The organism is Streptomyces sp. CB02400 (assembly GCF_001905725.1).
GTDB lineage: Bacteria > Actinomycetota > Actinomycetes > Streptomycetales > Streptomycetaceae > Streptomyces > Streptomyces atrovirens.
In genome coordinates this window covers 51852-73204 of sequence record NZ_LIWB01000005.1, presented here as the reverse complement: position 1 = coordinate 73204, position 21353 = coordinate 51852, and the positions used below count along the sequence as shown (strand labels likewise).

Below are 21353 nucleotides of genomic sequence, written 5' to 3'. Positions count from 1 at the left end.
TAGTACCTGAGACGGACGCCCGGGAACCCCTCTCAGCGGGGACGACCGCACTCACCCGGTCGGCCTACCGTGTGAGCGTGACCGAGACGACTCACCAGCAGCCCCCGGCGGCCCCGCGCGGGGCCGGGGCGGGGACCCGCAGCCCGGAGTACCAGGCGGCCCGGAGCACCCTGCGCGGGCTGCGCCAGGACCTGTTCCACGACCCCTTCGCCTACCGCCCGCTGCCACCCCGGCGCACGGACGGCCCGTTCGTCCGTCGACTGTCCGGCCGGCTGCGGTCGGCCGCGCAGCACCTCCCGCACGCGGTGGTGGGGGTGCTGGCGCTGATCGCCCTGATGGCCGGTGCGCTGTCGAGCGGCCTGCCCGGTGGGGACGTGATGGCCCTGTTGATCGGTCTGCTGTGCGCGCTCCCGGTGCTCACCACACTGGTCCGGCCGGTCGGCGCGTTCTGGCTGTCCCTGGCGGTGACCCCGGTGGTCGCGCTGATCAAGAGCGGTCAGGGCGACTGGCCGTGGATGCCCGGCGCGTTCGTCGGCCACCTGGCGGTGCTGGTCGTCGTGGCGCTGCGCACCCGGCCCCGCACCGCCGCCTGGATGTGGGTCCTGACCGGCGTGTACGCCTTCCTCTCGGACGGAGTCCTCGGCGGGTCGTACTACTACACGAACAGTGCGCCCATGATGGTGACGTCCGCGTTCGCCCTGCTCGTGGTCTGTCTCTGGCACGTCCGCCGCACCGCCCAGCAGGAGGTGACCGCCCAGCAGACGGTCACCGCGCACGAGCGTTCCCGGCGCACGGCGCTGGAGGAGCGCACCACCATCGCCCGCGAGCTGCACGACGTGGTGGCCCACCACATGTCGGTGGTCGCCATCCAGGCCGAGGCCGCGCCGTACCGGGTGGAGAACCCGCCGCCGGAGCTGGAGCGCGCCTTCGTCACCATCCGGGAGAACGCGGTGGCCGCCCTCACCGAGCTGCGCCGCATCCTCGGCGTGGTCCGCGCCGAGGACTACGAGGCCCCGGACGCCCCGCAGCCCACCCTCGCCGACCTGGACGCCCTGCTCGTCAATGTGCGCGACGCGGGGTTGCGGGTGGAGAAGGTGGTGACCGGTGCGGTGCGGGAGCTGCCGCAGGGCGTGGAGCTGTCGGCGTACCGGATCGTGCAGGAGGCGCTGAGCAACAGCCTGCGGCACGCGCCCGGCGCGAGCGCCCGCGTGGAGATCGGGTACGTCCTCGGCGGCCTCGGCGTGCGCGTCGTGAACGACCCGGCACCCGCGCCGAACCTGATCAAACCCTCGCCCGGCGCGGGCCACGGCATCACCGGCATGCGCGAGCGGGTCACCATGCTGAACGGCGAGATGACGGCAGGACCGACGGACGACGGAGGCTACGAGGTCGCCGTGTTCCTGCCGGTCGCCACGGTGAACGAAGGTGACGCATGACGATCCGTGTCCTGATCGTGGACGACCAGATGATGGTGCGCGAGGGCTTCTCGGTCCTGCTGGGCGCGATGCCCGACATCGAGGTCGTCGGCGAGGCCGTCAACGGCCGGGAGGCGGTGGAGCGGGTCCGCGAGCTCGCTCCCGACGTCGTCCTCATGGACATCCGCATGCCCGAGCTGAACGGCATCGAGGCGACGCGGGAGATCGTCGCCGCCGACGGCGCGGCGAAGGTACTGGTGCTGACCACCTTCGACCTCGACGAGTACGTCTACCAGGCACTGCGCGCGGGCGCCTCCGGCTTCCTCCTCAAGGACGCCTCCGCCCGCCAGCTCGCCGACGGCGTACGGGTCGTCGCGGCCGGCGAGGCGCTGCTCGCACCGACCGTCACCAAGCGCCTGATCACCGAGTTCTCCAAGCTGTCCGAGGCCCCGCGCCTGATGCCGTCCGCGCAGGCGGCGTACGGCGACCTCACCGAGCGGGAGACGGAGGTGCTGGTGCTGATCGCGCAGGGCCTGTCCAACGCGGAGATCGCCGGACGGCTGGTGGTCGCCGAGTCGACGATCAAGACCCACGTCAGCCGCATCCTGGTGAAACTGGGCCTGCGCGACCGCACCCAGGCGGCGGTGTTCGCGTACGAGGCGCGGCTGGTGACGCCGGGTTGATCGGCACCGAGTTCGCACCATACGTACTTGCCCCGGTTGCCGAACCGGGAGAGGGGCGCCACCCCCACACATGGGAGCAGGTCTTGGCGAGAAGGTACGGCGCCTAAGGGCCTGCTGATCATCAAGGTGTTGCAACAACCGGTTGAGTCCAGGCAGTTCCGCTACCTCAACGAGCAGGCACGCGATCACCGGGACGCCGGCCAGCCGGTGATCAGCGTGGAAACCAAGAAGAAGGAGCTGGTCGGCGACTTCCCAATCCGGGCCGTTGCTGGCGGCCGACGGGTGACCTGGTGCCGGTGCGCGTGCCGGCTGGTTCTTGATGCGGGAGCCTCGGAGCGTCTTGCCGTCGATGGCGATCGCTTGTCGGCGCGTGGGTGGGCTGTTGCATTCCTGGAGAAAGCGGTCGATGGCCCTGTCCAGGGCGTCACCGTCCACTGCGGCCAGGCCGAGGAGGATGGTTGTGGGGTGCGGCGGGCGGATGAGGCCGGTCAGCGGGTCGTCCACGGGTGACGGATCCCGCGACGCGCTTGTGGATCGGGCACTTCATTCATTTACGTCCGCGGTTCAGTGGCGGTTTCCGTGTGACGAGGCCGGAAACGTTCCCCAGTTGTTCCAGGCAGGACGGCATGCGGGAAGACGGGCGGGCAGGCATGGACTCGCTCGGTGCTCATACGGATTCGACACCCACATGGTCACCGATAGCCGTGCCTGCACTGCTTCCAGGACCCGTCACCACCACAAGCCGACAAGTCGTCGCATCCGGTACTCGACAGGCGAATCGCTCACCTCGAGACTTCTCAAAGGTGCTGGCTCCCGACTAGGGGCATCGTGAGCAAGAGGGACGCCACTCAGTTCGTCAACGAGGCAGCCAGCAACAGTCTGCTCTTCAACTGCTCCCTGACGAGGGCGAGTGTCTCCGCGTGTTCCTCGATCAGCTGTTGCTGATAGGCCTTCGTCACCGTGTAGCGCACTCCTACCAGGTTGACCTGCTGCTTGCAGCGCACGTCTGCCTTGGCGGCGGTTACTGCCCTGGGACTGGACAGCTCGGGCCCAGCGATGCCCATCTGTTCGGCCGCCTTCATGGGGTCGGTGACCGTGTATCCCGCCTTCGCCATGCACGTCGACCAGCGTTTGTCGGCCGCTCGAACCCGGGAGTCCTCACGCGCCTTCGACTCGGCCTCGCTCTTGAGGTTGAACACGAAGAGGATGTCGACCTCGTTCGCCTTGCGTGCGTAGAGCTTGAGGAAGGATTCACGGACGCATCCGCCCATGGGTACCTGCTTCCCGTTGAACCGCAGATCGCTTCCGCTGGTCCTTTCCGCCTCCTCCAGGTTCGAAGGAAGGTCGGCAGGGTCCAGGTCTTCCTCGCCGCTGAGAGCCAGCTGCTCTGCCCTGGACAACGCCTCCGTCGCGGGTGCTTCTGCCGGCGTGTTCGCCATCTCAGGGTTGAGGTATCCGTACTGGGCGGCAGTGTCCAGGTCCACCAGACCGAATATGCGGGCGTTCGACTTGCTTGCGGATGGCGTTGGTTGCTCTGGGGCCTGGTAGGTGAAACCGAACCGTGCCATGCATTGGCTGGTGAGGACGCCTTGCGCCCGAGTGAGCGTATTGTGCTGTTCGGGAGTAGCCTCGTAGGCGTCCAACGGAAAGCTGACACCTGCGGTTTTGAGCATCGTCGGGGTGGCATCGACACGTGGTTCGGTGCTCCCGTCGGCGCCGTCGGAGCCAGTGGCAGAGCAGCCCGCCAGGGCTAGGACGGCGCCGACGGCGACCATGCGGCATCGGTTCAGAAGATGTACCACGAGGCCGAGGAGATCTCGTTCTTGAACGTGGATGAGGCGTTACCGGAGTAGCCGCCAGGGAGCGATCCCCGAGTGCCCTCCTGGAAGTGATCGGTCCAGACGTACCAGGTGTAGCTGGCCCTGTTCCGGTACGACGCAGTGTTGTCGTTCGTCGACTGTCCCTCGCCGCTGCAGTTGACGGAAGACGGGTCCTTGAAGCGGAAGTCGGCGAAGTCGTTCTCCGCCGCCCCGAGGTCAAAGACGCATCCGCCTAGACTTGAGTTGTAGTAGAGGCCGAACTCACTCGACTCCAATGTGCCGTTGTTGTGGGTTGCCGCAGCCGCCGGTGTCGCTACGCCCAGCGTGAACCCACCGACCGCGATCGCTGCCACCGCGAGCGACGAGACGCGTCTCATGCGCTGATTGCCGTTCATCTCCCACCCCTACATCTGACTAGTTGCGAGTATCTCGTGACAGGGACATGATTTGATCACAGTCGAGGCTGGCTGTCCACGGCTCACAAGTGGCGGTGGACGAGCACATTTCGGCGGCTTAAAATCGGACGCTCCGGCCGGAACGTTGCGGCTGACTCACGGTCGGCTCTCTCCAGCGGAACACCCGACGGGCCGAGTTCCTGTGCCTGCTACCTCCTTGGTTCTCATCGGAGTCCTCATGCCCGTTCAATCGGTCACGTTCGGATACGTGGCGGTGGCGTTGCTCGCCACCGGCTGTCCCGGCGGCGGTGCCCCTGAGGCGAAGGAGGAGAAGCCCTCTTCCCCGAACGCCGGCCTACTACCGCTGCCCCGAGAACGGCGTTGTTCTGGAGGAACGCGACGGCGGACCGCCCCGCACACGCAAGGACGAGAACGAGGCCGGCCTCCGGAGTATTGCCCAGGCGAAGTGCGCGAACCTGCTTCCCGGCGGCACGTTGGCTCCGGCCGACTTCGTGGCCGAAGCGGAGAAGCTCAGTTCCTGCGTACGCGGGAACGGCTTCCCTGAGCATCCAGACCTCGATCCGAAGACGGGGAACGTCGAGCCAGTGGGTGACGAGGAAGCGAAGTACAAATCGGCCGGGTTCCGGACTGCCACAGGAGAGTGCTCCGCGGACGCGGACAGCGACATTGTCGGCGGCTGACCCGAGTGCACCAGTGATGCGACGAAGGACGGCGATGGCTCAGGAGACGGATATCGCGGTAGATGGGGATCAGCTGAACGCTTCAGAGCCGACAGGACCCGAACCGACATCCAGCGGGGTGGCCAGCAGGCGCCGGTGGGTGGTCGTCGTTGCCGTGGGTGCCGCCCTCATGACTCTGGGAGGGCTGGGGGCGACACTGTTGGTGAAGTCCCCCGCGCAGTTGGCCGCAGAAGCCGCGGCGCCCCCGTCGGACGTGCTGACCGCACCCGTGGAACGCCGGGTGCTCAGGTCATCGGTCATCACCCGTGGTGATGTGGTGGCGGACCAGACGGTCGAAGTGATTCCCCAAGCGCCCGCAGGGGGAGGCGCTGAGCGACCGGTGATCACCAAGATTCCGGTGCGGGCCGGGGACGCAGTGAAGGCCGGACAGGTCCTGATGGAGGTGGTCGGCCGACCTGTGTTCACCTTGGAGGGTGACCTACCCGCCTACCGTGACCTGCGTCCGGGAACCACAGGCGACGACGTGCGGCAATTGCAGGATGCCTTGGAGGAACTCGGCCACGAGACCGCGCCCGACGCGGCGGGCTACTTCGGTCCCGGAACGAAGACTGCGCTCACGTTCTTCTACGAATCCGTGGGTTACGACCCCTTGCCCGCGAATGACGGTGAAGGTGACCCGGTCGCGGACGCCCGAAGTCGGGTCATTGCCGCCGAGCGTGCTCTGGAGGACGCTGAGGACGCGTCGGCGACGACACCGGAGCCGGGACCAGGGGCCGAGTCGTCCGCCGTGGAGACAGCCGGCGACGACAGTGGCAGTTCACGGAAAGCCGTGCGCCGCGCGCGGGAGGACCTGGCAGCCGCGCGGAAGGAACTCGCTGCCGCCGAGGCCGCCGCGGGACCGATGCTGCCTGTCGCCGAGGTGGTGTTCCTGAAGAGCTTCCCGGCTCGGGTGAACTCGGTGGCCGCAAAGGTCGGTGGTGAGGCGGCCAGCACTGCAATGACGCTGTCCGCAGGGAGACTCGTCGTGCAGGCGTACGTTCCCGAGTATCAGAAGGACCTCATACATCCCGGACGCTCGGCCGAGATCTACTCGGAGGTGACCGGAAGGTCCGCAAAGGGCAAGGTCACCTTCGTCTCCGACACGCGTCTGACGTCTGCCTCGTCGGAGGAAGAAGGGCAGGGCGCAAAGGACGGGACCGCACAGGGCGGCTTGGGAGCGGTGGGCTGGCGCGTGGAGGTCACCCCTGACGAGCCGTTGAAGGCCGACCTGACGGGCCAGGATGTACGCGTCACTGTCATCGCGGCGTCGACGGACGACAAGGCGCTAGTCGTACCGATCACCGCGATCAGTTCCGGAGCGGACGGACGGACCACCGTGACCGTGGTCGGTACAAATGGTGACCGGCGTCGTATAGAGATACGGACGGGCACGGCAGGAGACGGTTTCGTGGCCGTTACGCCGGGTGCGGGCGGCTCGCTCGCCGAGGGTGATCAGGTGATCACGGGAGTGTCTCGTGAGAGGACGTCCTCATGACGGGAACTGTCGCCGAGAGGGCGGCGGCCGATCCGGTCATCGAGTTCCGCGGAATCGGACTGACCTACCCGGGGCCGCCCCCCGTGGCGGCCCTCAGGCCCTGTGACCTGACCGTCGAACGCGGTGAGTTCGTCGCTGTCGTGGGCCCGTCGGGATCGGGGAAGTCCACATTCCTCAACATCGCCGGTCTGCTGGACACGCCCACCAGCGGGATGTATCTACTGGATGGTGTCGACACCGGCACGCTCCGGGATGCCGACCGCACCGCGCTGCGTGGCCTGCGCATCGGGTTTGTGTTCCAGACCTTCCACCTGCTGCCGCAGCGCAGCACGTTGGAAAACGTCAAGCTGGCCCTGGTCTACAGCGGTTTCCCCCGTCGGGAGCGGACGGCCCGAGCCCGCGAGGCCCTGGAACAGGTGGGACTAGGCCATCGAATCGAGGCTCTTCCGACACGGCTCTCCGGCGGTGAGCGGCAGCGGGTGGCCATTGCACGGGCACTGGTGACTCAGCCCTCCTTGCTGCTGTGCGATGAACCGACCGGAAACCTCGACACGGCGAATGCCGACTCGGTGCTGGCCCTGCTGGAGGAGCTGCACGCGGATGGCATGACGGTTCTGGTGATTACTCATGATCCCCTGGTCGCCGCCCGTGCCAGGCGTACGGTGACGATCAGGGACGGCGTACTGAGCGTGTCGGACACAGAGATGTCTGAGGTGGCGAGGTGAGGCGCGTGCGACGTACGGGCTGTATCAAGCCTTCCGTGTTCGCCTGGCGTGACGTGCTCTCCGAATCCCTCGCCGGAATGCTTCAGCGTCCGGGGCGCTCCGCGCTGACTGCCCTCGGCACGGTCCTCGGTGTGGGCACGTTCGTCGCGGTCCTCGGACTGACGGCCACTACCTCGTCGCAGATCGATACCCGGTTCAACGCCTTGAGCGCGACTGAGGTGACCGTCGAAGACATAGCCCATGAACAGGACGAGTTCGCCGGGCTTGCCTTTCCTGCGGACGCTGACGCGCGCATCGAGCGGCTGAACGGTGTCGAGCACGCGGGAGTGTACTGGCCGGTGAGGCTGGCGCCGGGCGAGCTTGTACGCTCCTCCGCCATCGCCGGCAGCGACGGTGCCCAGAACTCCATCGATGTCGTGGCCGCCTCCCCCGGAGTGTTCGCCGCGGCGGGTACTCGCTTGGCCGAGGGAAGGGTCTATGACGCCTATGCCTCGGAACTGGCGGCGCCGGTAGCTGTCATCGGCGCGGGAGTCGCCGATCGGCTAGGCATCACCACTCTGGAGACCCACCCGGCGATCTTCATCGGCAGCCAGCCGTTCACCGTCACCGGTGTCGTGGCCGACACGGACCGGAAGGCCGACCTGTTGCTGTCGGTCGTTGTACCGCGTACCACAGCGGAACGAATCTGGGGCCGGCCGGAGGCCGGCGGCGGGAAGATGCTGATCACGACCAGCCTCGGCGCGGCTCCCCAGATCGCAGAAGAGGCTGCGACGGCGCTGCGCCCCGATCATCCCGAGTACTTCAAAGCCGTCCCACCGCCGGACCCCAAGACGCTGCGGGGGCAGGTCGGTGACGACTTGAACCAGCTGTTCCTCCTCCTGGCGGCCATCTGCCTTGTGATCGGTGCCGTGGGCATCGCCAACACCACCTTGGTGGCCGTCCTGGAACGCACTGGGGAGATCGGCCTGCGCCGGGCCTTGGGCGCGCGCGGACGCCACATCACCGTGCAGTTCCTCGCGGAATCCGGCGCGCTCGGTGCGCTGGGAGGTCTCGTCGGTACGTCCTTGGGGGTCTTGACCGTGGTGATCGTCGCCATGTTCCGCAACTGGACACCAGTGATCCATCCGGTGACGGCAGCAGCGGCACCTGCCATCGGACTGGCGACGGGCGTCATCGCGGGGCTCTATCCCGCGTGGCGTGCAGCACGGATCCAGCCGGCGGAGGCGTTGCGTCGCTGAGCCGCACAATGGTGACCGGGACACCGTGAGGACCATCAGTACGAGGAGACCCCCGGGCACGGGCCGACCCGCTGGGCCGGCTCGTCGATCACATCCCGTGGCACCGCGGGCATCGGACCTCGGTGCGGCTGTGCCGTACGCGTCCCGCCCGGGCGTCTGGGCACAGGCCTGGCCGAGGACTTATCGTCCGTTCATGGCAGCCCTTGACGACCTCGCGTTCGACCCGTGGGACCCCGCGTTCGTCGCCGACCCGTACCCCGCCTACGCCGAGCTGCGCGAACGCGGGCGGGTGCACTGGTTCGAGCCGACGGACCAGTGGCTGGTCGCGCACCACGCGGACGTCTCGGCACTGCTGCGCGACCGGCGCCTGGGACGGACGTACCAGCACCGCTTCACCCACGAGGAGTTCGGCCGCACCGCCCCGCCGCCGGAGCACGAACCGTTCCACACCCTCAACGACCACGGCATGCTCGACCTCGAACCGCCGGACCACACCCGCATCCGCCGCCTGGTGTCGAAGGCGTTCACCCCGCGCACGGTGGAGCGCCTCAAGCCGTACGTCACGCGGCTCGCGGAGGACCTGGTGTCCGCGCTGGTCGAGGCGGGCGGCGGCGACCTGCTCAAGGACGTCGCCGAGCCGCTGCCGGTCGCGGTGATCGCCGAGATGCTGGGCATCCCGGAGTCCGACCGGGCGCCGCTGCGCCCCTGGTCGGCGGAGATCTGCGGAATGTACGAGCTGAACCCGCCGGAGGAGACGGCGACGAAGGCGGTCCGGGCGTCGGTCGAGTTCTCCGACTACCTGCGCGGCCTGATCGCCGAGCGCCGCGAGAACCCCGGCGACGACCTGATCTCGGGCCTGATCGCCGCCCACGACGAGGACGACGACCGGCTCACCGAGCAGGAGATGATCTCCACCTGCGTCCTGCTGCTGAACGCGGGCCACGAGGCCACCGTGAACTCCACGGTCAACGGCTGGTGGGCCCTGTTCCGCAACCCGGACCAGCTCGCCGCCCTGCGCGCGGACCACTCCCTCGTCCCCTCCGCCGTCGAGGAGCTGATGCGCTACGACACCCCGCTCCAGCTCTTCGAACGCTGGGTCCTCGACGAGATCGAGATCGACGGGCAGGTGATCCCGAGGGGCGCGGAGATCGCGATGCTCTTCGGCTCCGCCAACCACGACCCGGCGGTCTTCACCGACCCGTCCCGCCTCGACCTCACCCGCCGCGACAACCCGCACATCTCCTTCAGCGCCGGCATCCACTACTGCATCGGCGCACCGCTGGCCCGTATCGAGCTGGCGGCGTCGATGACGGCGCTGCTGGAGAAGGCGCCGGGGCTGCGGCTGGCGGCGGAGCCGCGGCGGAAGCCGAACTTCGTGATCAGAGGGCTCGAAGGGCTGGCCGTGGACGTGGGGTGATCACCCGTTCGGGTGATCCACGTCACCGATCCGCCCGGGCGCCCGTCCGTGGTCCGGCAGGCTGGTGAGCGCCTGCGAAGGAGGGCACCATGACGGTCATGACGCAGCACATGGCTCAGATGTCCGTGGAGGAGTTCGAGGAGCTCGCCGCCCACGTGGCCAAGAGGTTCGACGCCGTCAGGTTGGAGTTCATCAACGGACGAGTCGGGATCAAGGGCATGACGGACGGCAATCACAGCGAGGTCATCCGGTGGCTGCAGGAGTGCTTCCTTCTGGCGGGCAGCGGCCTGTGGCTGTACGGAGGCGGGGAGCTGGGGCTGAAGGTCGAGAAGTACCGCAAGGGTCGTGCTCTCCCGGACGCCGTGCTTGCGCCTCGCGGTACGTTCGCCGGGAAGGGGGACTGGGCCGAAACACAAGGCGTGATCATGACGGTCGAGGTCACGTCCTACGACTCGGACACCCACCGTCGGGACCGTGAGGAGAAGCCCGCAGGTTACGCCGACGCGGGCATCCCGTACTACCTGCTGATCGATCGCGACGACTGCTCCGTCACGCTCTTCAGCGACCCGTCCCCGACCGACGGCTACCAGAGCACCGTCAAGAAGTCCTTCGGTCACAAGCTCTCTCTGCCGGCGCCCCTCGGTATCGAACTCGACACCGAGGAACTCAAGCGGTACGTCGACTGACGGTTCCGTCACGCCGTCATGTCCCTGCGCCGCAGCCCGGCCAGCCCCGCCGCCACCAGCCCCGCCGCGAGCGCCGTGAGGATCAGCACCGGGGACCACTCCATGCCCCCGCCCGGCAGCTTCGGCAGATGACCGAAGGGCGACAGGTCCAGCACCGCCCGCGGTACGTCCAGTGCCGGGCCGACCCAGCCGATCAGCAGCACCGCACCGGCCACGCCCCACGCCGCCGTCGCCGCCCGGGGCGCCAGCCCGTACAGCAGGACCGCGACCCCGCCGATCACCCACACCGCCGGAACCTGCACCAGACACGCCCCCAGGACCGCGCCCGCCCGCTCACCGTGGCCGAGCGCGAGGCCCGCCCCCGCGAGCAGCATCAGCAGCGCCGCCCCGCCGAACGCCACCGCCAGGTGCCCGGCCGCCCACCGCAGCCGTCCGACGGCCCCCGCGAGGACCGGTTCGGCCCGCCCCGAGGTCTCCTCGCCGTGCAGCCGCAGCACCGACGCCACGATGAACAGCGCGGCCACCAGCCCCAGCATCCCGGCCATCGCCGCGAGGAACGCGTCCGTAAGACCGGACTGACCGCCCATCCGCTGGAAGATCTCCCGGGCGCCCTCGTTGTCGCCGACCAGATCGGCCGCCCCCTCCGCCATCCCGCCGTACACCAGCCCCGCCAGCAGGAACCCGATGCTCCAGCCGAGCACACCGCCCCGCTGCAACCGCCACGCCAGCGCCCCCGCACCGCCCAGCCGCCCGGCGGCCGGCCCCGGACGGCTCGGCAGGAAGCTCATGCCGAGGTCCCGGCGCCCGGCGAGCGCGTACGCCACCGCCCCCTGGGCCAGCACCGCGCCCGCGAACAGCCCCAGCACCCACCACCGTTCACCGGCGAAGGCCCGCAGGTTCGTCAGCCAGCCGAGCGGTGACGCCCACGTCAGCGGCGACGAACCATCGTCGGTCGCCGAGTCGCCGGCCGCCCGCAGCACGAACGCCGCCCCGAGCACCGCCGCCGTCAGCCCCCGCGCGAGCCGCGCGCTCTCCGTCAACTGGGCCACGATCGCCGCCATGGTCGCGAAGACCATGCCCACGCCCGCGATCCCGAGCCCGAACGCCAGCGCGCCCGCCGCGCCCTGCCCGGCCAGCCCCGCCGTCACCAGCAGCGCCAGCACCCCGTTCGCGACGGCCGCCGCGAGCAGCGCCGCCGTCAGCGAGGCCCTGCGCCCGACCATTCCGGACGCCACCATCTCCTGACGTCCGCTCTCCTCCTCGTCCCTGGTGTGCCGTACGACGACCAGCAGACCGACCACGGCGGCCAGCGCCCCCGCGTACACCCCGGCCCGCCAGGCGGTCAGCGCGCCGAGGGAGTCGCCGAAGACCGGGCCGACCATGGCGCGCAGCGAGGAGTTGCCGGCCATCTGCGTGGCCAGGTCGGCGCGTTCGGCGGGAGTGCCGTACAGCCCCTTGAGCGTGTTCGGCATGGACAGCACCATCAGCGCGTTCACCGCGACCCAGACCGGGATCATCACCCGGTCCCGGCGCAGCGCGAAGCGCAGCAGGATCCCGGTGCCGGCGAGTTGGCGCGAGCTCGTGGGCCGTACGGCGAAGGCGGCGGCGCTCATCGGGCGGTCACCTCGTCCTGGTAGTGCCGCAGGAACAGTTCCTCCAGCGTCGGCGGGGTGGACGTCAGCGACCGCACGCCCGACTCGCTCAGCGAGCGCAGCACCGCGTCCAGCTTGTCGGTGTCGACCTGGAGCCGGACGCGCCGCCCCTGCACGTCGAGGTCGTGCACGCCGGGCAGCCCGGCGAGCCCGTTGGGCGGCCCGGCGAGTTCGGCGCTCACGCTCGTCCGGGTCAGGTGCCGCAGCTCGGCGAGCGAACCGCTCTCCACGGTGCTCCCCTTGCGGATGATGCTGACCCGGTCGCACAGCTCCTCCACCTCGCTGAGGATGTGCGAGGACAGCAGCACGGTCCGCCCGCGCTCCCGCTCCTCGGCGACACAGCGCTGGAAGACCTCCTCCATCAGCGGGTCCAGACCGGACGTCGGCTCGTCCAGGATCAGCAGGTCGACGTCGGAGGCGAACGCCGCCACCAGGGCGACCTTCTGCCGGTTGCCCTTGGAGTACGTCCGGCCCTTCTTCGTCGGGTCCAGCTCGAACCGCTCGACCAGTTCGGCGCGGCGGTGCGGGTCCAGGCCCCCGCGCAGCCTCCCGTACAGGTCGATGACCTCGCCCCCGGAGAGGTTGCGCCACAGTGTCACGTCACCGGGGACGTAGGCGATACGACGGTGGATCTCCACGGCGTCCGTCCACGGGTCCCGGCCGAGCACCTGGGCGGCACCGGAGTCGGCGCGCAGCAGGCCGAGCAGGACGCGGATGGTGGTGGACTTCCCGGAGCCGTTGGGGCCGAGGAAGCCGTGGACCTCGCCGGTCTCGACGTTCAGGTCGAGACCGTCCAGTGCGTGGGTCCGGCCGAACGACTTGTGCAGTCCGGACACGGTGATGGCCTTCGTCATGCTTCGGAACGTACGCTTCTTTCAGAAATTTGTGAAGTTAAGGAAGCGTATAAATCGGCGGCTAGACTTGATCCACGGCGTCCACGGCAACCATGGCGCCTGAGCAGGGGAGATGATCGGAGCATGGCGGAACCGAGCGGGACGGCCCGGGACCCGGAGGCGGTCTCACGGTTCGTGGAGCACTTCGCGGCGCAGATGGTGGAGGCCGGCATGTCGCGCATGCCCGCCCGCGTCTTCGGCGCCCTGCTCGCCTCCGACGCCGGGGTCATGACCTCCGCCGAGCTGGGCGAACAGCTCAAGGTCTCACCGGCCGCGGTGTCCGGCGCGGTGCGCTACCTGTCCCAGGTGCACATGGTGTCCCGCGAACGCGAGCCCGGCTCACGCCGGGAGCGGTACCGGGTCCACGGCGACCAGTGGTACGAGGCCCTCACCAACCGCGAGGCCGTCCTCAAGCGCTGGGAGGACGCCCTCCGGGAGGGCGTCACCAGCCTGGGCGCGGACACCCCGGCGGGGCGGCGGCTGGCGGAGACGCTGGCCTTCTTCGAGTTCGTGGAGAAGGAGATCGAGACGATGATGGAGCGCTGGCGGGTGCACCGGGAGGAGCGGTTCGGGCGGGAGTAGTCGATCCGCTGCGCTGAGTGGTGGCTGGTCCGTCTCCAGGGGAGGGCGCATCATGACAGTCATGGCAGAGCGACCGACGACAAACGGCACCGAGCTCGGCGACTTCGAGGAGATGCTGGACCTCCTCGATGAGCTGCAACTGCGCGATGGCTTCAAAGCCGAGATCATCAGGGGGAACATCGTCGTGTCGCCGTGGTCGAAGGCGTTCTGTCTCGACGTCATGGAGCTGGTGTGTGAGCAGCTTCGGCCGTATCTCCCTGAGGACCACCGGATCAGTTACGGTCCTTTCCTGTACGTGTTTCCAGGCGTGGAGCGCGCGTATGGGCCCGACATCCACGCGGCGCACCGAGGTGTCAGCCGGAGCACGAGCAATCACCTGGACGGGGAAGCTCTCTCCTTCGTCGCCGAACTGACCTCGTCCTCCACCCGGAACGACGACCTGACCGACAAGGTCCAGACGTACGGCAAGGCGGGCGTTCCCGTCTATCTCATCCTCGACATGCAGGAGGAGCAGGCCACGGTCTTCTCGATGCCCTCCGCCACAGGGTACGAGGCCCGCGAGACCAAGCCGTTCGGCGAGAAGCTGTCGATCCCCGCCCCGTTCGGCTGCGTACTGGACACGACCGGCTTCAAGGCTCCCTGACCCGACGCGGCCGCTACCGCACCGGCACCGTCAGCCCCCAGGCCCCCTCCCGCACCACCCACGTCCGCGTCCGCACCGGACCCGACACCGCCGCGTCCGCGCGATAGCGGAAGTGCGCGCCCGACACGGTCACCGTGCGGCCCTCCGCCGACAGCGGGGACGCCTCCGCCCCCACCGACGCCGGACGCACCTCCACCCGCGCCGCCCCGGAGGCACCGGGCACGACCGAGACGCCCTCCACCGGCTGCCCCAGATCGACGAGCGTCTCCCCGTCGACCTCCACCCGCAGCCGCGTCGGTCCCGCCTCGGGGTCGGAGACGGAACCGGACGGCCTGGCCGGCACCAGGGTCCGTACGAGCGACCGGCACGTCCGCAGCCACGGGCGCCCCGCCCCACCGCCCGCCTCCCGCACCCGTGCCGTGCCGCCGAGCGGCGGGATCCGCAGGGCGCCGAGCACCACCCCGTCGCTGTCGTCCACCAGCAGGTCCATCCGCCGCTCCGCCCCGTCCAGCACCGCCCGCGCCGCCGCCACCGCACCCGCCGGCACCCCCAGCGACCGGGCGAGGGAGACCGTGCCCCCCACCGGCACCAGGGACAGCGCGCAGTCGGCCAGCTCCCGCTGCCGGTGCAGCAGCGTCACCGCCCGCACCAGGGCCCGGTCGTCGCCCACCACCACCGGCCGCCGCGACCCGCGCCGCGCCAGCATCCGAGCGAACTCCTCCGGGCCGTCCGGCAGACACACCTTCGTGCCCGCCGCACCCGCGCTGAGCACGTCTTTCGCGATCCGGACGGACTCGCCGTCCGCCCGTCGGGCGACCGGATCGACGACCACCAGGAGCTGATCGGACGTCGCGGAAAAGGTCCTGGAAGTCGCCACCTCGGCCATGCCTCGCTTCCTCGGGTAGCATCTTTGTGCAAGAGCCCCTTGCGCTATTGCGCCAGGGGCTTCGTCTATTCCGGGGCATCCGGTCCGACGGTTGGCGGCCAACGGTGGTCGCGGCGGTGCACGCGGCGGTGATCCTCCGTGTGCGCCCTCGACCTTGGACATGCCCCGCCCGGAAGGGGTGTACGCGCGTGCCCGCACTTGTGCTGCTCGGTGCTCAGTGGGGTGACGAAGGCAAGGGAAAGGCGACGGACCTGCTCGGTGGTTCCGTCGACTATGTGGTGCGCTACCAGGGCGGCAACAACGCCGGCCACACGGTAGTCGTGGGTGACCAGAAGTACGCCCTCCACCTGCTCCCTTCCGGGATCCTCTCCCCCGGCTGCACGCCGGTCATCGGCAACGGCGTCGTCGTCGACCCGTCGGTCCTGTTCTCCGAGCTGAGCGGGCTGAACGAGCGAGGCGTCGACACGTCCAAGCTCCTGATCAGCGGAAACGCTCACATCATCACGCCGTACAACGTGACGGTGGACAAGGTGACCGAGCGCTTCCTCGGCAAGCGCAAGATCGGCACCACCGGCCGGGGCATCGGCCCGACCTACGCCGACAAGATCAACCGTGTCGGCATCCGCGTCCAGGACTTGTACGACGAGTCGATCCTCACCCAGAAGGTCGAAGCGGCCCTCGACGTCAAGAACCAGATGCTCACCAAGTTCTACAACCGGCGCGCGATCGCCGTCGACCAGGTGGTCGAGGAGCTGCTGGGCTACGCGGACAAGCTCGCCCCGTACGTCGCCGACACGGTGCTGGTGCTGAACCAGGCGCTGGAGCAGGACAAGGTGGTCCTCTTCGAGGGCGGCCAGGGCACGCTGCTCGACATCGACCACGGCACGTACCCCTTCGTCACCTCGTCCAACCCGACCGCGGGCGGCGCCTGCACGGGCGCCGGCGTGGGCCCGACGAAGATCAGCCGGGTCATCGGCATCCTGAAGGCGTACACGACCCGCGTCGGCGCGGGACCGTTCCCGACGGAGCTGTTCGACGAGGACGGCGAGGCGCTGCGCCGCATCGGCGGCGAGCGCGGTGTCACCACCGGCCGTGACCGCCGCTGCGGCTGGTTCGACGCGGTGATCGCCCGCTACGCCACCCGCGTCAACGGCCTCACCGACTTCTTCCTCACCAAGCTCGACGTCCTCACCGGCTGGGAGCAGATCCCGGTCTGCGTGGCGTACGAGATCGACGGCAAGCGCGTCGAGGAGCTGCCGTACTCGCAGACGGACTTCCACCACGCGAAGCCGGTCTACGAGATGCTGCCGGGCTGGTCCGAGGACATCACCGGCGCCAAGTCGTTCTCCGACCTGCCGAAGAACGCCCAGGCGTACGTCAAGGCCCTGGAGGAGATGTCCGGCGCCCCGATCTCCGCGATCGGCGTGGGTCCGGGCCGCGACGAGACGATCGAGATCAACTCGTTCCTGTAGCCGGACCCGCCCTTCACCGGCGCCCGCGCGGGCGCCGGTGAACGGGCATAGCCTGAAGCCGTGGATGCCGCGTGCGTCGACCAGAAGAAGGTGAGTGCGATGCGCGTGCTGCTCAAGGCGACCATGGACACGGAGAAGGCGAACGAGCTCATCCGCAGCGGGAGGATGCCCGAGGTGGTGAAGGGCGCGCTCGACCGGCTCCAGCCGGAAGCGGCGTACTTCGGACCGGTGGGCGGGCAGCGTACGGCCCTGCTGGTCTTCGACCTGGCGGACAGCTCCGAACTGCCCCCGGCCGGCGAACCGTTCTTCACCGAGATGAACGCCCGCGTCGAGGTGACCCCGATCATGAACGCGGAGGACCTGCGGAAGGGGCTCTCCGCACTGCAGTGAGCCTCAGCTGAACACGATCATCGACCCCTGCGCCAGGCTCCGTGTCGCCGCCGCGTGCAGGCCCAGCCAGACGTGGCGTTCGCGGGCGAAGGGGCTGGGGTCGTACGGGGCGGGGACGGCCGGCTCCTCCAGCTCGGTCGGGCCGCGCGGGGGTTCGGGTGCGGCCGGGGGGTTCGCCGGGTCGATGCCGATGGACGGGGCGACCAGCTCCAGCTCCCGCAGCAGCGCGTGGGAGGAGCCCAAGGGGCCGCCGCCCGCGAGGAGCTCGTCGTTGGCGAGGGGGTGCGGGAAGTCGACGGGGACGTACGCGCCCGCGTGGTCGTAGTGCCAGACCAGGTGGGACTGCTGGGCCGTCGCCTCGAACATCTCCAGCAACTGCTCGTAGTCACCGCCCAGTTCGTCCACCGGGGTGACCGGCAGCCCGCACACCTGGAGCAGGTACACCCGCCGCAGGAAGTGCAGCGCGTCGTAGTCGAAACCCGCGACCGGGGCCACCTCGCCGGTCAGTCCCGGCATGTACTGGTACACCGGCACCGGTGGCAGGCCGGCCTCGGCGAGCACCGCGTTGTACTGCGCGAGTTCCTCGGCGAACGGGTTGTCGGGCGTGTGGCACAACACGTCGACGAGCGGTACCAGCCACAGGTCACAGGCCAAAGAGGGCTCCTCACACAGCACGGTCGTCGGGACGGTCGTCGTGGTCAGGGAAGCGTATCGGCGCCCGGCGCGGGCCGCTCCCCCCGTGCCGGCTCTTGTGCAGGTCCCTTACCCATCCCGCCGCCCGTCAGCCCCTCCACGAGGGAGAGCGCGTGCGTGTTGTACGACTCGACGACCGCGCGGGCCTCATCGGTGTCACGGCGCGACAGCGCGTCGACCAGATCGGTGTGTGCGGCCCACAGGTGCCCGCGCAGATCGGGCAGCCGCCGCAGATGCTGCACCACACACACCCAGGTCTGCACGCGCAGCCGGTGCAGGAAGTCGGTGAGGTACGGGTTGCCGAACACGGACCCGAGTTCGCGCCAGAAGCGCAGGTCGTAGCCGATCAGCACGGTGACCTCCCCGGCGAGGGCCGCGCGCTGCGCCTCCTCGCCGCGTCTGCGCACCCCGGCGAGGGCGGCGGCGACCCGGGGCTCGTCCGGCCGGAGGTGGACCAGGTGGCCGTCGGTCAGCGCGCGGAACATCCCGTCGGTCACCAGGGTGCGGGCCTCGATCATGCTCCGGAAGTCGTCGGCGGAGTACTCGTGCACCCGGAAACCCCGGTGCTGGTCGGCGTCGAGCAGCTCCTGCGCCGACAGGTCGACCAGCGCCTCCCGGACGGGGGTCGCGGACACGCCGTACTGATCGGCGATCTCCTTGACGGTGAACTCCTGCCCCGGCTGGAGCCGCCCGGCCAGCACCTCGTCACGGAGCGCGTCCGCGATCTGCTGCCGCAGTGTGCTGCGGGTCACGGCACCGCCGCCGCTGAAGCCGGGCATGGTCGGGGCGTCTCCCTCGTCGCGTTCGAGTGGCGTGCACGCGGATGTCCACGGGCACGCCACCTTACGCGTTCGGACGGGCCCCGGGGTGTTCGAACGGGCGCGGGGGGAGAACCCCCCCGCGCCCGTTCGAACCGGCCTCACGTGGTGGTCACTCCACGTAGCCGTCCGCCACCGACAGGGCCGCGTCCAGCGCCGCCAGCCCTTCCTTCAGCTCCGCCTCGCTCGCGTTGCACGGCGGCACCACATGCGTGCGGTTCATGTTCACGAAGGGCCAGATCCCGGCCTCCTTCGCGGCGGCGGCGAAGGCCGCCATCGGGGCGTTCGCCTCACCGGCCGCGTTGTACGGCACCAGCGGCTCGCGGGTCTCCCGGTTCCGCACCAGTTCCAGCGCCCAGAACATGCCGGTCCCGCGCACCTCGCCCACGCTCGGGTGCCGCTCGGCCAGCTCCCGCAGCCCCGGCCCGACGACGGACGCGCCGAGGGTCGCCGCGTTCTCGACGACACCCTCCTCCGCCATCACATTGATCGTCGCGACGGCGGCGGCGCAGGCCAGCGGGTGCCCCGAGTACGTCAGACCACCCGGGTACGGCCGCTTCCCGAACGTGTCGGCGATCGCCCCGGAGATCGCGACACCGCCCAGCGGTACGTACCCGGAGTTCACGCCCTTCGCGAAGGTCATCAGGTCCGGGACGACGTCGTACAGGTCCGCCGCGAACCACTTCCCGGTCCGCCCGAACCCGGCCATGACCTCGTCGAGGACGAAGACGATCCCGTACTTGTCGCAGATCTCGCGGACCCCGGCGAGATAGCCGGCGGGCGGCAGCATGATGCCCGCCGTCCCCGGAATGGTCTCCAGGATGATCGCGGCGACGGTCGACGGCCCCTCGAAGGCGATCGTCGTCTCCAGGTGCTCCAGCGCCCGCGCGCACTCCTGCTCCTCCGTCTCGGCGTAGAAGCGGGAGCGGTACAGGAACGGCGCCCAGAAGTGCACGACCCCGGCCGTGCCGCTGTCGGAGGCCCAGCGGCGCGGGTCACCGGTGACGTTGACCGCCTGCTGGGTGCCGCCGTGGTACGAGCGGTACGCGGAGAGCACCTTGGGGCGGCCGGTGTGCAGCCGCGCCATGCGCAGGGCGTGCTCCACGGCGTCGGCGCCGCCGTTGGTGAAGAAGATCTTGTCCAGGTCGCCCGGGGTCCGCTCGGCGATCAGCCGCGCCGCCTCCGAGCGTGCCTCGACGGCGAACGCGGGCGCGAACGTCGTCATCCGCGCCGCCTGCTCCTGGATCGCGGCGACGACCTTCGGGTGCTGGTAGCCGATGTTGGTGTAGACGAGGCCGCTGGTGAAGTCGAGGTGGCGCCGGCCGTCGTAGTCCCAGAAGTACGACCCCTCCGCCCCGGCGACGGCGAGCGGGTCGATGAGCTCCTGCGCGGACCAGGAGTGGAACACATGCGCACGGTCGGCGGCCTTGACGGCGGCCCCGACCTCGGGGTTCGGCTGAGGGGTCATGGGGCCGAGGGTAGGCCGGGGCCGCGGGGCCGCGACATCGGCGGCCTGTCTGCGGTGGGGGACTTTCCGCGACAGGGTGTCGACAGGAGTGATTGACAGGAAGCTGTCGTAATGACAATATGCTGTCATCTGCCGGTGTACTCACAAGGGAGCGGTCATGACCCGCAAGCCCGTGCATCTCGCCCTCTACGACACCTTCGCCGACTGGGAGACCGGTCACGCCACCGCGCACCTCGCACGCGCCGGCTACGAGGTGCGCACGGTCACCCCGGCCGGTGAGCCCGTCACCGGCATCGGCGGACTCCGCGTCCTGTCCGACCTCGCGCTCGACGAACTGCGGCCCGAGGACAGCGCGCTGCTGATCCTCCCCGGCGCCGACCGCTGGGACGAGGGCGACGACCTCGCCCCCTTCGCCCGCGCCGCCCGTGCCTTCCTCGACGCCGGGGTGCCCGTCGCCGCGATCTGCGGCGCCACCGCCGGGCTGGCCCGCGAAGGGCTGCTCGACACCCGTGCGCACACCAGCGCCGTCTCCTTCTACCTCGCCGCGACCGGCTACGCGGGCGGCGACCGGTACGTCGAGGCCGACGCGGTCACCGACGGCGGTCTCGTCACCGCCGGGCCGACCGAGCCCGTCGCCTTCGCCCGCGAGATCTTCCGGCTGCTCGGCGTCCACGACGACACGGTGAACGACGCCTGGTACCGGCTGTTCCACGACTCGGACCCCGAGGCGTACGCCGAGTACGCGAAGGCCACGGCCCGGTGAGCGGGGAACACCAGGACCTGCTCAGCAGGGGCGCGCTCGGCACCTTCCGGCTGAACGGCCAGTTCCTCGCGGTCGCCGAGGAGCTGGCCCGGCCCGCCGGGCTCACCGCCGCCTGGTGGCAGGTGCTCGGCGCGGTCCTCGGCGAGCCGCTGCCGGTCTCCGGGATCGCCAGGGCCATGGGCATCACCCGGCAGAGCGTGCAGCGCATCGCCGACCTGCTGGTGGAGCGCGGACTCGCCGAGTACCGGCCCAACCCGGCCCACCGCCGTGCCAAACTCCTCGCCCCCACGGAGCGGGGTCACACGGCGATCAGCCGTATCGACCCCGGCCACGCGGCCTTCGCGGAGCGGCTGGCGGAGGCGTACGGAGCGGCGTACGGGGAGGCGGAACTCGCCCGTGCGGTGGAGGCGCTGGAACGCCTGTCCACGGTGCTGGACACACTCGGGCCGCCTGTTACGGAACCGTAGACATCGCCCAGC

Annotated in this window: 22 protein-coding genes and 1 pseudogene; 15 read left to right on the top strand and 8 right to left on the bottom strand. The window is 69.8% G+C overall.

Going from position 1 to position 21353, the window contains the following annotated elements:
* The first annotated feature begins 77 nt into the window (after positions 1 to 77).
* The 3 genes and pseudogenes from AMK33_RS13900 to AMK33_RS13885 form a co-directional block, all read left to right on the top strand.
* A complete protein-coding gene (locus tag AMK33_RS13900; RefSeq protein ID WP_235618096.1) occupies positions 78 to 1436 on the top strand; it encodes a sensor histidine kinase in 1359 nt (452 codons plus the stop codon).
* On the top strand, positions 1433 to 2098 hold the full coding sequence (locus AMK33_RS13895) for a response regulator (RefSeq protein WP_073933117.1): 666 nt from the start codon (positions 1433 to 1435) through the stop codon (positions 2096 to 2098). Before AMK33_RS13900 ends, AMK33_RS13895 begins: the two co-directional genes overlap by 4 nt.
* Before the next feature lie 147 nt (positions 2099 to 2245).
* Positions 2246 to 2403: pseudogene (locus tag AMK33_RS13885) on the top strand (ISAzo13-like element transposase-related protein); the annotation flags it as partial.
* A 543-nt stretch (positions 2404 to 2946) separates the two neighbouring features.
* Here AMK33_RS13885 and AMK33_RS13880 read toward each other — a convergent pair.
* Together AMK33_RS13880 and AMK33_RS13875 are read right to left on the bottom strand one after the other, a co-directional pair.
* Positions 2947 to 3873, bottom strand: coding sequence for a hypothetical protein (locus tag AMK33_RS13880; RefSeq protein ID WP_073933116.1), 927 nt, complete (start codon positions 3871 to 3873; stop codon positions 2947 to 2949).
* Positions 3874 to 3884: 11 nt separating this feature from the next.
* The gene (locus tag AMK33_RS13875) at positions 3885 to 4295 is read right to left on the bottom strand and encodes a hypothetical protein (RefSeq protein ID WP_073933115.1); all 411 of its coding nucleotides are present in this window, start codon (positions 4293 to 4295) and stop codon (positions 3885 to 3887) included.
* Positions 4296 to 4621: 326 nt separating this feature from the next.
* On the opposite strand from AMK33_RS13875, the gene AMK33_RS42140 reads away from it, so the two are divergent.
* The 6 genes from AMK33_RS42140 to AMK33_RS13850 all read left to right on the top strand — a co-directional run bounded on the left by AMK33_RS42140 (position 4622) and on the right by AMK33_RS13850 (position 10614).
* Positions 4622 to 5014, top strand: coding sequence for a hypothetical protein (locus tag AMK33_RS42140; RefSeq protein ID WP_143203829.1), 393 nt, complete (start codon positions 4622 to 4624; stop codon positions 5012 to 5014).
* Between the two features lie 34 nt (positions 5015 to 5048).
* Positions 5049 to 6548, top strand: coding sequence for a peptidoglycan-binding protein (locus tag AMK33_RS13870; protein ID WP_235618095.1), 1500 nt, complete (start codon positions 5049 to 5051; stop codon positions 6546 to 6548).
* Positions 6545 to 7273 (top strand): ABC transporter ATP-binding protein, encoded by a 729-nt coding sequence (locus tag AMK33_RS13865; protein ID WP_073933114.1) that lies wholly within the window; start codon positions 6545 to 6547, stop codon positions 7271 to 7273. Before AMK33_RS13870 ends, AMK33_RS13865 begins: the two co-directional genes overlap by 4 nt.
* 77 nt (positions 7274 to 7350) lie before the next feature.
* Positions 7351 to 8511 (top strand): ABC transporter permease, encoded by a 1161-nt coding sequence (locus AMK33_RS13860; protein ID WP_107425118.1) that lies wholly within the window; start codon positions 7351 to 7353, stop codon positions 8509 to 8511.
* Between the two features lie 193 nt (positions 8512 to 8704).
* On the top strand, positions 8705 to 9928 hold the full coding sequence (locus AMK33_RS13855) for a cytochrome P450 (protein ID WP_073933112.1): 1224 nt from the start codon (positions 8705 to 8707) through the stop codon (positions 9926 to 9928).
* An 89-nt stretch (positions 9929 to 10017) separates the two neighbouring features.
* Positions 10018 to 10614: a Uma2 family endonuclease gene (locus tag AMK33_RS13850; RefSeq protein WP_073933111.1), complete on the top strand. Its 597-nt coding sequence runs from the start codon at positions 10018 to 10020 to the stop codon at positions 10612 to 10614.
* Positions 10615 to 10622: 8 nt separating this feature from the next.
* Here the strand turns inward: AMK33_RS13850 and AMK33_RS13845 are convergent, their stop codons facing one another.
* Together AMK33_RS13845 and AMK33_RS13840 are read right to left on the bottom strand one after the other, a co-directional pair.
* Positions 10623 to 12227, bottom strand: a complete 1605-nt coding sequence (locus AMK33_RS13845) for an ABC transporter permease (protein ID WP_073933110.1) — start codon at positions 12225 to 12227, stop codon at positions 10623 to 10625.
* The gene (locus AMK33_RS13840) at positions 12224 to 13120 is read right to left on the bottom strand and encodes an ABC transporter ATP-binding protein (RefSeq protein WP_073933109.1); all 897 of its coding nucleotides are present in this window, start codon (positions 13118 to 13120) and stop codon (positions 12224 to 12226) included. The genes AMK33_RS13845 and AMK33_RS13840 overlap by 4 nt, the downstream gene beginning before the upstream one ends.
* Before the next feature lie 123 nt (positions 13121 to 13243).
* On the opposite strand from AMK33_RS13840, the gene AMK33_RS13835 reads away from it, so the two are divergent.
* Together AMK33_RS13835 and AMK33_RS13830 are read left to right on the top strand one after the other, a co-directional pair.
* Positions 13244 to 13741, top strand: coding sequence for a GbsR/MarR family transcriptional regulator (locus AMK33_RS13835; protein ID WP_073933108.1), 498 nt, complete (start codon positions 13244 to 13246; stop codon positions 13739 to 13741).
* A gap of 52 nt (positions 13742 to 13793) precedes the next feature.
* Positions 13794 to 14384: a Uma2 family endonuclease gene (locus AMK33_RS13830; RefSeq protein ID WP_073933107.1), complete on the top strand. Its 591-nt coding sequence runs from the start codon at positions 13794 to 13796 to the stop codon at positions 14382 to 14384.
* A gap of 13 nt (positions 14385 to 14397) precedes the next feature.
* Here AMK33_RS13830 and AMK33_RS13825 read toward each other — a convergent pair whose 3' ends face one another.
* Complete coding sequence (locus tag AMK33_RS13825) at positions 14398 to 15270, bottom strand: diacylglycerol kinase family protein (RefSeq protein ID WP_073933106.1); 873 nt, start codon at positions 15268 to 15270, stop codon at positions 14398 to 14400.
* Positions 15271 to 15458: 188 nt separating this feature from the next.
* On the opposite strand from AMK33_RS13825, the gene AMK33_RS13820 reads away from it, so the two are divergent.
* A complete protein-coding gene (locus AMK33_RS13820; RefSeq protein ID WP_073933105.1) occupies positions 15459 to 16742 on the top strand; it encodes an adenylosuccinate synthase in 1284 nt (427 codons plus the stop codon).
* Positions 16743 to 16841: 99 nt separating this feature from the next.
* Positions 16842 to 17132: a hypothetical protein gene (locus tag AMK33_RS13815; protein WP_073933104.1), complete on the top strand. Its 291-nt coding sequence runs from the start codon at positions 16842 to 16844 to the stop codon at positions 17130 to 17132.
* A gap of 3 nt (positions 17133 to 17135) precedes the next feature.
* Here AMK33_RS13815 and AMK33_RS13810 read toward each other — a convergent pair whose 3' ends face one another.
* The 3 genes from AMK33_RS13810 to AMK33_RS13800 form a co-directional block, all read right to left on the bottom strand.
* A complete protein-coding gene (locus AMK33_RS13810) occupies positions 17136 to 17786 on the bottom strand; it encodes a hypothetical protein (RefSeq protein ID WP_073933103.1) in 651 nt (216 codons plus the stop codon).
* Between the two features lie 44 nt (positions 17787 to 17830).
* Positions 17831 to 18604: a GntR family transcriptional regulator gene (locus tag AMK33_RS13805; protein ID WP_073933102.1), complete on the bottom strand. Its 774-nt coding sequence runs from the start codon at positions 18602 to 18604 to the stop codon at positions 17831 to 17833.
* 151 nt (positions 18605 to 18755) lie between these two features.
* Positions 18756 to 20111, bottom strand: coding sequence for an aspartate aminotransferase family protein (locus tag AMK33_RS13800; RefSeq protein ID WP_073933101.1), 1356 nt, complete (start codon positions 20109 to 20111; stop codon positions 18756 to 18758).
* A gap of 157 nt (positions 20112 to 20268) precedes the next feature.
* On the opposite strand from AMK33_RS13800, the gene AMK33_RS13795 reads away from it, so the two are divergent.
* On the top strand, positions 20269 to 20874 hold the full coding sequence (locus tag AMK33_RS13795; RefSeq protein WP_073933100.1) for a type 1 glutamine amidotransferase family protein: 606 nt from the start codon (positions 20269 to 20271) through the stop codon (positions 20872 to 20874).
* A complete protein-coding gene (locus tag AMK33_RS13790; protein ID WP_073933099.1) occupies positions 20871 to 21341 on the top strand; it encodes a MarR family winged helix-turn-helix transcriptional regulator in 471 nt (156 codons plus the stop codon). Before AMK33_RS13795 ends, AMK33_RS13790 begins: the two co-directional genes overlap by 4 nt.
* Positions 21342 to 21353 lie beyond the last annotated feature (12 nt).

Excerpts from the sequence above, each read along its gene's own strand:
- AMK33_RS13895 (WP_073933117.1), top strand. The coding sequence starts at position 1,433 with ATGACGATCCGTGTCCTGATCGTGGACGACCAGATGATGGTGCGCGAG.
- AMK33_RS13880 (WP_073933116.1), bottom strand. The coding sequence starts at position 3,873 with ATGGTCGCCGTCGGCGCCGTCCTAGCCCTGGCGGGCTGCTCTGCCACT.
- AMK33_RS13875 (WP_073933115.1), bottom strand. The coding sequence starts at position 4,295 with ATGAGACGCGTCTCGTCGCTCGCGGTGGCAGCGATCGCGGTCGGTGGG.
- AMK33_RS13870 (WP_235618095.1), top strand. The coding sequence starts at position 5,049 with ATGGCTCAGGAGACGGATATCGCGGTAGATGGGGATCAGCTGAACGCT.
- AMK33_RS13865 (WP_073933114.1), top strand. The coding sequence starts at position 6,545 with ATGACGGGAACTGTCGCCGAGAGGGCGGCGGCCGATCCGGTCATCGAG.
- AMK33_RS13860 (WP_107425118.1), top strand. The coding sequence starts at position 7,351 with ATGCTTCAGCGTCCGGGGCGCTCCGCGCTGACTGCCCTCGGCACGGTC.
- AMK33_RS13855 (WP_073933112.1), top strand. The coding sequence starts at position 8,705 with ATGGCAGCCCTTGACGACCTCGCGTTCGACCCGTGGGACCCCGCGTTC.
- AMK33_RS13850 (WP_073933111.1), top strand. The coding sequence starts at position 10,018 with ATGACGGTCATGACGCAGCACATGGCTCAGATGTCCGTGGAGGAGTTC.
- AMK33_RS13845 (WP_073933110.1), bottom strand. The coding sequence starts at position 12,227 with ATGAGCGCCGCCGCCTTCGCCGTACGGCCCACGAGCTCGCGCCAACTC.
- AMK33_RS13840 (WP_073933109.1), bottom strand. The coding sequence starts at position 13,120 with ATGACGAAGGCCATCACCGTGTCCGGACTGCACAAGTCGTTCGGCCGG.
- AMK33_RS13835 (WP_073933108.1), top strand. The coding sequence starts at position 13,244 with ATGGCGGAACCGAGCGGGACGGCCCGGGACCCGGAGGCGGTCTCACGG.
- AMK33_RS13830 (WP_073933107.1), top strand. The coding sequence starts at position 13,794 with ATGACAGTCATGGCAGAGCGACCGACGACAAACGGCACCGAGCTCGGC.
- AMK33_RS13825 (WP_073933106.1), bottom strand. The coding sequence starts at position 15,270 with ATGGCCGAGGTGGCGACTTCCAGGACCTTTTCCGCGACGTCCGATCAG.
- AMK33_RS13815 (WP_073933104.1), top strand. The coding sequence starts at position 16,842 with ATGCGCGTGCTGCTCAAGGCGACCATGGACACGGAGAAGGCGAACGAG.
- AMK33_RS13805 (WP_073933102.1), bottom strand. The coding sequence starts at position 18,604 with ATGCCCGGCTTCAGCGGCGGCGGTGCCGTGACCCGCAGCACACTGCGG.
- AMK33_RS13800 (WP_073933101.1), bottom strand. The coding sequence starts at position 20,111 with ATGACCCCTCAGCCGAACCCCGAGGTCGGGGCCGCCGTCAAGGCCGCC.
- AMK33_RS13795 (WP_073933100.1), top strand. The coding sequence starts at position 20,269 with ATGACCCGCAAGCCCGTGCATCTCGCCCTCTACGACACCTTCGCCGAC.